Origin of the sequence: uncultured Megasphaera sp., assembly GCF_958350005.1 — a bacterium.
Taxonomy (GTDB): Bacteria; Bacillota; Negativicutes; order Veillonellales; family Megasphaeraceae; genus Megasphaera.
Genome location: NZ_CATWFF010000070.1, coordinates 1 through 10,339, shown reverse-complemented (window position 1 = coordinate 10,339; position 10,339 = coordinate 1). Strand labels below are relative to the sequence as shown.

The window sequence follows — 10,339 nt, the reverse complement described above, 5'->3', positions numbered from 1 at the left end:
GGTCATAGACTACATACGGTGCATCATGGGTTGAGAGAAGGTGTAGGCGTTGACCAGGAAGAGGACGACGAGCAGGAGGAGCATGGGAATGATGATCTTGGCCGGCCGGGTATTACTGTAATTGGCTTTGGCGATTCTGTAGGCTGTATATATCGAACCCAGGCCGCCGATAGTGAGCAGCAGATATTGCAGAATCTGTATGGTTCCCATGGAGAGAACGGCTGGCGGCAGGTTGGATGCCCCTAAGCCCAGTGCAGCTTTCCCCGTATTAATGAGCGTATTTCCTTCTGCCAGCAGGTGAAACAGATTGTGGGACATGTGAGCGGAAAAGTCCAGCGGAATCAGGGCATAGCCGAAGCGGGCAAAATTCATATGCGTTGATTCACTGTTCATATGGGACATAGCCCAGCTTGCCAGATAGAGCAGTCCAACCGGTATGGCCATGGCAATGAGGAAAATAATCGTAAAGGTAATGGCATAATTCTGCGTATGGAGCAGTGTTTCCAATGCTGTCTGCCAGTGCTGCCAGAACGAGAGCATAGTCATGTTCTGCACGAATACGATGCCCATGATGACGACGGCCAGGAAGGATTCCTGATAGCGCGGCCGCGTAATAAACCACAGTTCACTGAAGGGTCGGCGCAGAGATACGTGAATGGAATGATTGGGGCAATTTTTTACGCAGCGGCCGCAGAGATTGCAGCGGGCGCTGGTGTCCATGGTGCGGACGTATTCAAACATGGGACATCCTTTGGCTGCGCTGCTGCCGCGATAACAGGATGCAGTCTTACAGTTCTGACAAATAGACGGCGTGCCGCGGAGCTGGACCAGACCGGTTCGGGAATAGTTTCCGGCCAGGCCGCCGAGAAAACAGATATAGCGGCACCATGTACGGCGTTCAAAGAAGGCGCCGGCCGTAATGGCACCCAAGGCGATGAGCACCATCATAAAGGCAGAGCCGCGCGGCGATTCTACGATGCCGAAAACATGGTCACTCCACGTAATGGCAATGAAGAAGGCATCGATTAGCCAGATACCATATTTTTTGAGAAAACGGGGCACAGGCCGGTTGTTGCCGACCAGGCGCTGTACTGCATCGCTGATGGTAGCAAAGGGACAGATGGCGCACCAGAAACGGCCGCTCAGCAAAAAGAGCAGCGGCAGCAGAGGCCACCATAATACCCATGTCAGTGCTGTGCCTACATTATGATGGGCATTGATGGGGCCGAAAAAGAGTTCATACGTAATAAAAATAAAGATTGCTAATACGGGATATTGAATGATTCCCGGATACCAGCGGCTGTGCATCATTCGGGTAAGTAAGGAAGATACGGATTTCATGGGTTAGGGCCTCCTCGATGAGCTGGCTTTGTCTGCTTGGCCCGCAGAACAGCGGCAGCAATAATGACGATAACAGATAGGGCAAGAAAGGTCAGTAAAATAGGCCAGGCCGGATCGCTTGCCGGTGTTTGTTCCGGAGATTCCATGCCAGGCATGTCGTGCATGGATTCCATATGTTCCTGCATGGCGTCGTTGTGGTTCATGCCGGGCATGTTGTCCATGGATTCCGTATGTCCCTGCATGGCGTCATTGTGGTTCATGCCGGGCATGTTGTCCATGGACTGCGTCTGTGATGCTGTTTCCGGCGGCATATCCATGGCCAGAGACGGACCTGGCGTCATCCAGAACAGCGAGGTCACGAGAACTGCACTTAAGACAGTCAGTTTTTGTTTTAGTACATCTTTCATGAATAGTCTCTCCTTTTCAGGATAATAGATCAGCCCTGGCGATAGTGGATGCCAAAGGTTTTCTGCGGGTAGGACCAGGCCGTTATGCCGCCGTTTCCGTTTTCTGCACAGACGAGACGGCATGTGCCGCACTCCAGACAGCCTGTATAGTCAAAATGCAGGGTCTGCCGGGCGTTATCCCATACATACAGATGGGCAGGACAGCAGCGCAGACAGGGTTTTTCCTGACAGTGCAGACAGCGGGACGTATCGACGAGAATGTGGGCATGTGCCGCGTCGATGGAGAAGCGGTTGCATCCTAATAAATCTTCTGTTGTCATATTGGATATCATAGTGAGCGGATCATCTCCCAGGAATCAGTAAGAATGTGACGGATGCCGACAGTACGGCGTACAATCGACAGTCCTGCTTTCAGCGGTGACGGGGCAGCGTCCGTTCCGTGCATAGTATACAGGGCATCCATCAGTTCATTTATCATCTGCGGATAGGCAGAGAAGAAACGGGGATTTGCGAGAAGGGACGGATAGTTCCGAAAGCGCTTCATCAGCGAGAGCAGAGGCTGCAGGTTTTTTTTGTAATATTGCGGCAGCGCATTGGCTGATGGAGCGGTAAGAACGGCCTTAGCAGCGGCGATGCCGCTCCAGACGGCCAGATCCATGCCGCGAATGGTAAAGCCCAGGTTCAGGCAGAAACCGGCAGCATCGCCCAGAAGCAGACAGCCTGGCCGTCCGAGCCGGGCCGGTACGCCCTGAAAGCCCGATTCCGGTACGAGATGGGCGGAATATTCAGATATGGTACCGCCGGCAAGGAGCGGAGAAATAGCCGGGTGGCGGAGTACATCCTGCCAGATTTGCCGGATATCCTTGCGGGACTGGGCAAGATCGTGCAAATTTAACACCACGCCGATGGATATGCTGGCTGGATTGGTATAGAGAAAGGCACCTCCTGGTATGCCGCCGGTTTCGCCTGCGTATAGATGGGCCGCCCCTGTGTGTGTATCAGACAGGTGAAAACGATCGTACAGGACAGATTCCGGCAGGGAAATTACAGCCTTTACACCTAATCCTGCGGCACTGCTGGCAACGTCTTGGCGCAATCCTGCTTTTTGGCCCAGAAAACTGTGGATACCATCAGCAAGCAGGACTGCATCGGCCGATATAGTTTCTCCTTTGCTGTGAATGCCGGTTACGGTTCCATCCGTAATCAGCATATCCTCTGCCTGCATGCCTGTGGCGATCATAGCGCCGGCCTGTTCGGCCTGCTTGGCCAGCCAGGCATCAAAAGGCGCCCGCAATAGGGAATAGGAAAATTTACGTGCACTGGTCTTGCCCATTTGGTGGGACACTGTCGTTGCTGTATCTGCTGAAAGCAGTGTCAGTTCTTCCTGACAGATACGTCGTCCCAGGGGAGCCCGCTTCATCAGCGACGGACCCAGCAGGTCTTCCAGGGCTGCGCCGTATATGCGGCCGCCGCTGACATTTTTGGCACCGCATTGCGGTCCCCGTTCCAGAAGCAGCACCTGTTTTCCCGCTTTCGCCAATGTATATGCGGCGCTCAGTCCGGCCAGACCGCCGCCGACGATCAGGACATCTGCGTCTTTTTCAGAAGCCATAGTATATCATCTCCTTGTTCGGATCTTAGTATAGGAGCATACTATGAAGAGTACATGGATATATGTTTGAGAAATTGTGAAGATTTTGCTGTTTCAGCCGGTTTTTCTGCAAATGAAAACGCGCCGTCAGGTCTAAGCCTGACGGCGCGTTGTTGTACTGATGTTATATTTGCAGCATCAGCCCATGCTGATACCTTCCTGGTTGTTCATGGAGAATCCGCCTTTTTCGACGTCGTCGAAGTCGAGGGAAGGGTCGTAGTCACTGAGATGCTTCAGCTTTTTCACCAGGCCGTACGGTTCTTTTACGGACAGCGTTGTCCCTCGTCCGGATAGTACCCAGAGGACTTTGTATCCCTGCGGCTTGACCGTTAATTTTTCTTCCCCTTTGCCGTCTGTGAAGTAGACCAGCAGGTCTACCGGATGGGTATTGGCGTATTCAAAGACCGGAGAATAGGCTGTGCCGCCGTGGACGTCGAGACGTTTTTTGACGTCTTCCAGGCGGCGTACGGCGTAGATGCGGCGAATCTCATCATCACATTCTATGATAGTCACTTCGTGGTCATAGTGGCGGACGATGTGCAGGACTTCCTGCATGGCCTGTTTGAATTCGCTGTCGCTGATACTGCCGCTGATGTCCAGGGCAATGAACAGGCGGGCCTTGTGGGCGCGCAGACGGCCCGGCAGATCGAGGCGCGATGGCTGACGGCGGTCGCGGCGCATGGTCGTCTTTTTTATGCCGCTGGCAACGGAGCCGACCAGTTTTTTCAGGTACCAGTGCCAGGGCAGGGCATTTTCTTCGTCTTTCAAAGACTCGATCATGCTTTCCAGATAGTTGGAAAGGGTCCCCTTATGGGCTGCATCGATGAATTTTGCTGTAAATTTCTGCAGGCTCTGCGTATCGAGATCATCTGAATCATCCCAGATGTCATGGGTGTGTTTGGCATCATACGATACAGACACGTTTTCATCGGATTTGCTTTCTTCTTCTGGCAGATCCTTCTTATCTGTCCTCAGATCGATGGCAGTCTGAATGTGGTCCGCATAGTATTCAAAGCTTTCAAAAGGCGTCATGACGAGGCCATAATTCATATTTACCCAGTCCAGGGTCGTCGAGAAGGGCGGCAGGTGATCCAGATAGGTATTGACGACGACGTCCATGGCCAGATTCATGGCCAGCCTGCTGTACTGATGGCGCAGTTCACGGGCCCGGATAAGGTGCAGCGAGACAATATGCAGAATCTGGTGTTTTATGGATGTCTCCATCTGTTCCGGCGACAAAGGCAGGAACTGCAGGGGATTGAAGTAGATGACATACTGCGTGCCCTTGAAGTTCACTGCGGAAGCATCGGTTATGTCGAAACGAATGGATTTGCCCATTTGAAATAAAAAGTAGCCATAGAAGTTGTCTTTATCTTCCATGAGCCGCAGGTTCAGCTTGTCTACGAGGGCAAAGAATTTCCGGGAAAATGCCTGCGGTACCGGTACTTTACGGGGATGTTGTTTTCGTATATCATCGGCGATGATGGAGGCTTCCTGCAGCAGCTGCGTCGCTTCGATGGTCAGTGTTGTCGTATCCATGGCGGCTATACCGTGCGAAAGGCCTGGAAATAGGCGTCTACGAATACTTTGCTGTCAATAGCGTGGGCATATACACGGGGAAAATGGGCCTTTATGTCTTTCATAATGCCTATGCGCAGGTCCACAGGATAGAGAGATATAAATCCCATCAGACGCGTAATAGCGGCGCCTGCATCGTTTCCGTCGGCATCAATCGTTGAATCCAGCCGTTTCAGCAGGTTTTTCGCTGCCAGATACAGACGAGTGTGGCTTTCTGCCGTAACCCGTTCTGACAGGGCAGGATTCAGCTGTGTGCCGGCAAATACATCGTCATAGGAAATAAGCGGCTTGGCATCGGTAGTCACAAAATGAACGAATTCTTCGGCAATCAGTTTCCCTACATTGCCGCGGATGACATTGAAAAATACAGACTGCGGAATTGCCTGCTTCTGTTCCTTGTAGATTTTGTACAGTGCAGAAATTCGTTCGTAACTGCGCGGCGTCGCGTTAATATCGTCGTCATTGTGCCGATCCAGATATTCCGGAAAGGTCGAAATAAATTCCATCACTTTCGGATCAATGCCCGCTTCTTCAGCCCAGTCGAGCCATTGCAGGTAATCCGGTTCCATATAGAGCCAGACAAAACGGTTCTTTTGGGCGGCATCCATGTCTACAGCTTCGTAATCATAGGAGCTGGTCGGATTCATGGCGGCAAGAATACGTACGTCCTTCGACAGAACATGGCCGTTAATTTCCCGGTTCAGAATAAGGTTCATCAGTTCCTGCTGCACCGCATGTTCACAGCGGTTGATTTCATCGATAAACAGGAGGACTGTGCGGCCCTTGGCAATTTCTGCATCTATGGCACGGAGCTTGTTATGGACGGCGTAAATCGTCGTCTTTTCCTGCTTTACCTGGCCGGCTGCGTCGCGTCGTTCATACGTTTCGATTGTTGGCAAGCCGCCGATTTCCCCTTCTTTCAGGAGATTGCCGTCAATGCCGATAAGACTCCAGTCATTTTTTCTGGCAATTTCCCGGGCCAGAGATGTTTTGCCAATGCCTGTTTCGCCGACGAGAAGAGGCACTTCGCCGGCAGCTAATACTAATTCTGCACTTTGCAGAGTATCGATAAAGTTCATGATTACACTCCCTATTGAATGGTTAATTTTTCATCTACTGTAATTTTACGGGCTTTGGCACTGCCCCAGGCATCGACGAGTTTGACCTTTTCCATAGGCGTCATGTTCAGGGCCGTGCAGTTAATGAAGTTGCGGACGTACTGCTCGTCTACATCCTGCTGAGCCAGTACGTCTTTAATGGTGTCTTTAATTTCCTGCCGCGATACGTCGCAGTTCGGCGGCAGGTATTTTACGGTCAGCACATTGATGCGGATAAACTGCAGCAGTTCTTCGTGCGTTGGCTGGGCCAGGAGGCGTACGGCCTGCTCGTTTTCGCGGATAGCCAGGTATACGGCGCTGGAAGCAGGCTGTTCGATATACCGAAGGGCTTCATAATTCTGACGCACTGCTTCTTCCTGAACGGCCGTACTGGGGGCGTGAATATATTTGATAGCGTCATAATTTTTACGCACTGCTTCCAGCTGCATCGTTTCGCTGGGGTGGGAGACAAATTTGATGGCCCAGCCGGACTGTGCCAGTGCGGCGTCTATGAGTGCCTGTGGCGGGTTGGGGATATAGGCCAGATTATTCCAGCTCATGCGAACGGCCTTCAGCAGCAGTGCTTCTGAAGGGTGATCAATAAACTGGATAGCCCGGGCCGTATTGGCGACGGCAGCTTCCTGCATTTCTTCTGTCGGATTTTGAATGTACTGCAGTGCCAGGCCGTTGAGCTGAACGGCAAGGAGCTTCATGGCATCTGTAGGATTTTCAATCCGCTCGATAACATACGGATTATTCCGTATCATGCGCATGTATTTTTCTGTGTCCATAAGTGTGATTCCTTTTCTTCATATATTTTGACATCATATATTACATTAATTTTATTATACTTCTAGTTATGAGATTTTCATAGAAGAACTTTCTTTAGATAAAACTGCCTCCATGCCGCTTTATTCGAGGTCCTGCTTCTGCTATACTGGGAATACATTATTTTGTACAGGCGTGTATCGTCGTAACGGCAGTATGGGGAAATGAGGCATTTTATGAGAGTCAGACAACTGGTAAAGCAGGAAATCGTGCTGATTGTGGCAGTCGTGTTGGCCGTCCTTTCCGCGGTTTGGGTCCCTCCGGACAGGGAGTATCTTGCCTATCTGGATTTTCGCACACTGGCCATTTTATTTTCTCTCATGGCCGTCATGACCGGGATGCGGCGGCAAGGTGTTTTCAGCTGCCTGGGAAAGATGCTCCTGCAGCGTTGTCATACGACGAGGCAGCTGGTGCTGTCTCTGGTAGGGCTCTGCTTTTTCGGCAGTATGGCCATTACCAATGACGTAGCTTTGCTTACTTTTGTTCCCTTTGCCTTTGTCGTTCTGCGCCGTCTGGACCCTTCGCTGTACCATTCGCTGGTGCTTCCGGTCATATCCATGCAGACGATTGCTGCCAATCTGGGCAGTATGGCAACGCCTGTGGGCAATCCGCAGAATCTGTATTTATACGGGCAAAGCGGCCTCACTGGCTGGCAGTTTGTGGTTCTCATGCTGCCCTATAGCCTGGCATCCCTGTTGCTGCTTGTCGGCTGGGCGATCCTGCTTTGTCGTACCTTGCCTGCTGATTTGTCTGCTGTTCCCAGAATTGCACAGCCTGACGGCATCGTACATCGTGGCCTTGTGTGTTTCTATGCCGTGTTGTTCCTGGTCTGTCTGCTGGCAGTGGCACGTATCTTGCCGTATGAGCTGGCCTTCCTGCTCGTCGGCGTCGGTATCTTATGTACGCGCCGTGACGTACTGTATCATGTTGATTATTCGCTGCTCCTGACCTTTATCGCTTTTTTCCTGTTCATTGGGAATGTAGGACGTATCCCGGCCTTTTCTGAATGGATGGCACAGCAAATTGCCGGACAGGAAGTGGTCATTGCGGTCCTGGCATCGCAGTGTATCAGCAACGTGCCGGCAGCACTGCTTCTGTCGGGATTTACGGAGAAATTTATGGATCTTATTGTCGGCACCAATCTGGGCGGCCTGGGGACGCTCATTGCCTCCATGGCCAGTCTGATTTCGTATCGCCAGATTGCCGTCGAAATGCCGCAGGAAAAGGGCCGGTATTTCTGTCTGTTTACCATTGCCAACGTGGTATTTCTCCTGGTATTACTGGCTTTGTGGTACTGTATGAAATAACCGTTTCCTGCAGGGACCTATGAAAATACCCTCGTCGCTGGAAGTCAGCAACGAGGGTATTTTGTGTTATGAAGCGATCACTGCGCCATTAACGATTAATGATGAGCAATGGTGAGTTCTTTGAAGCGTCTAGCTCTGGCACCTTCGTCATCCTGCTGGGCAACGAGTTGTTCCAGATGCTTGATTTCTTCTGCTTCCACCGTTTCCGTCGTGTCGTAGCTTGCCGGAACGGTCTTGGCCAGATACAGGCATTTCTTGACAGAAGCAATGCTGATGAGGATAACCAGGACGGCCATAATAGCCGAAACGACGAACATGAGCATTTCGCCTTTTGGCAGATAAATTTCAAACATGTTGAGGAAGTCTGCCCAGAAAATAACGACTGTCAGGAATGCCCAGGGAATGACCGTTACCCACGCATAGCGGGCTTTGCCCAGGCTGCAGATAACGACCGTGGAAATAGCCAGCGTAATAATAGCCAGTAACTGGTTGGATACGCCGAAGATAGGCCAAATCGTGGACAGGCTGCCCTGCAGTACGATGTAGCCCCAGGAGCCGGAGATCAGAGCAGATGCGATGATGTTGCCCGGGAGCCACTGAGGATCGCCGAATTTCGGCCATACGCGGCCAATCAGTTCCTGAACCATGTAGCGGCCAACACGAGTGCCGGCGTCAATAATGGTCATGATGAACAGTGCTTCAAACATGATGCAGAAGTGATACCAGTAGTTCATGAGGTGATCAAGTCCCGGAATACGGGAGAAGATATGAGCCATGCCGACAGCCAGGGAAACAGCACCGCCCGGACGATGGGCAACGTCTTCACCGACCATCTGGTTCAGCATGGGCAGATCGACTACCTGCATTCCCAGAGCCTGGAAATGAGCTGCCGAAGAGTTGATGGCAAAGTAGTCAGCCGGCTGCAGGGCACAGGCTGCAATGAGGGCCATCATGCCGACGAAGGATTCTGTCAGCATGGCGCCGTAGCCAACGGGGAGAATGGAACGTTCATTCATCAGCATCTTAGGCGTCGTGCCGGTGGAAATCATGCAGTGGAACCCGGAAATAGCGCCGCAGGCAATGGTGATGAAAATGTACGGAACAACAGGACCTGTAATAACGGGGCCGCCGCCGGCACAGAACTGAGTAACTGCCGGCATTTCGACGTTAGGGCCGACGACGATGATGCCGAGGGCCAGGGCGCCGATCGTACCGATTTTCATGTACGTGGACAAATAGTCACGCGGAGCAAGAAGGAGCCATACCGGAAGAGCAGCGGCAATGAAACCGTAAATGATCAGGGCAATGCCGATGCCCTGTGCGCTGATCGTAAAGAGCGGAGCCAGCGTAGGCGATGCCTGGACGGACGGGCCGACGACAACGGCGAGCAATACGAGGGCTACGCCGATAATCGTAGCTTCCTGAATTTTGCCGGGACGGAGGAACTGCAAGTACAGACCAACGAAGATAGCAATAGGAATGGTCATGCCAATGGTGAACGTGCCCCACGGGCTGTCATGCAGGGCATTGACAATGACGACGGCCATGCCGGCCATAGCCAGGATGTTCAGGAACAATACGGCGAAAGACGTTGCCAGGCCGATTTTGTCACCAATCTGGGCTTTTGCGATTTCGGCAATGGACTTGCCGTCATACCGCATGGAAGCGAAGAGGATAACCATGTCGTGGACGGCACCGGCAAGTACACCGCCGATGAGAATCCACAAGGCACCAGGCAAATAACCGAACTGGGCGGCAATAACCGGGCCTACGAGAGGGCCAGCGCCGGCGATAGCTGCGAAGTGATGGCCGAATACGACGTATTTGTTCGTAGGAACATAGTCATGTCCGTCTTCGAAGCGGAATGCCGGTGTGACTTTGTACTGGTTGACTGTTAATACTTTAGCAGCAATAAATGCGCCGTAAAAACGGTATGCCAGTACGAAAACTAATGCAGAGATAATAACTAAATACAAACCGTTCATACAAAATAACCTCCTTTTAGATTTTTGAAGTACTGGGCTTATAATGGAAATCAATAGTTCATGTTACAGCCACTCATACTTCAGGTCGAATCTTATTATATACTACTCCTCTCAAAATACAAGACGATGTATGCCTGTAATGAAC

The 10,339-nt window shown here is 51.7% G+C and carries 9 protein-coding genes; 1 reads left to right on the top strand and 8 read right to left on the bottom strand.

Features of this window, described 5'->3' with window-relative positions:
- Positions 1–9: 9 nt before the first annotated feature.
- The 7 genes from Q3886_RS05560 to Q3886_RS05530 form a co-directional block, all read right to left on the bottom strand.
- The gene (locus Q3886_RS05560) at positions 10–1,341 is read right to left on the bottom strand and encodes a 4Fe-4S binding protein (protein WP_301860180.1); all 1,332 of its coding nucleotides are present in this window, start codon (positions 1,339–1,341) and stop codon (positions 10–12) included.
- Positions 1,338–1,748: a hypothetical protein gene (locus Q3886_RS05555; RefSeq protein WP_301860179.1), complete on the bottom strand. Its 411-nt coding sequence runs from the start codon at positions 1,746–1,748 to the stop codon at positions 1,338–1,340. The genes Q3886_RS05560 and Q3886_RS05555 overlap by 4 nt, the downstream gene beginning before the upstream one ends.
- Before the next feature lie 29 nt (positions 1,749–1,777).
- Positions 1,778–2,068 (bottom strand): ferredoxin family protein, encoded by a 291-nt coding sequence (locus tag Q3886_RS05550; protein WP_301860178.1) that lies wholly within the window; start codon positions 2,066–2,068, stop codon positions 1,778–1,780.
- An 8-nt stretch (positions 2,069–2,076) separates the two neighbouring features.
- Positions 2,077–3,360, bottom strand: a complete 1,284-nt coding sequence (locus Q3886_RS05545; RefSeq protein ID WP_301860177.1) for an FAD-dependent oxidoreductase — start codon at positions 3,358–3,360, stop codon at positions 2,077–2,079.
- Positions 3,361–3,537: 177 nt separating this feature from the next.
- Entirely contained in the window at positions 3,538–4,938 is a 1,401-nt protein-coding gene (locus Q3886_RS05540) for a VWA-like domain-containing protein (RefSeq protein ID WP_301860176.1), read from the bottom strand.
- Positions 4,939–4,943: 5 nt separating this feature from the next.
- A complete protein-coding gene (locus Q3886_RS05535; RefSeq protein ID WP_301860175.1) occupies positions 4,944–6,056 on the bottom strand; it encodes an ATP-binding protein in 1,113 nt (370 codons plus the stop codon).
- A gap of 11 nt (positions 6,057–6,067) precedes the next feature.
- Positions 6,068–6,865, bottom strand: a complete 798-nt coding sequence (locus Q3886_RS05530; protein ID WP_301860174.1) for a hypothetical protein — start codon at positions 6,863–6,865, stop codon at positions 6,068–6,070.
- Positions 6,866–7,078: 213 nt separating this feature from the next.
- Here Q3886_RS05530 and Q3886_RS05525 point away from each other — a divergent pair, with 213 nt between their 5' ends.
- On the top strand, positions 7,079–8,209 hold the full coding sequence (locus tag Q3886_RS05525; protein ID WP_301860173.1) for an SLC13 family permease: 1,131 nt from the start codon (positions 7,079–7,081) through the stop codon (positions 8,207–8,209).
- A 95-nt stretch (positions 8,210–8,304) separates the two neighbouring features.
- Here Q3886_RS05525 and Q3886_RS05520 read toward each other — a convergent pair whose 3' ends face one another.
- Positions 8,305–10,194: a carbon starvation protein A gene (locus Q3886_RS05520; RefSeq protein ID WP_301860172.1), complete on the bottom strand. Its 1,890-nt coding sequence runs from the start codon at positions 10,192–10,194 to the stop codon at positions 8,305–8,307.
- Positions 10,195–10,339: the final 145 nt, after the last annotated feature.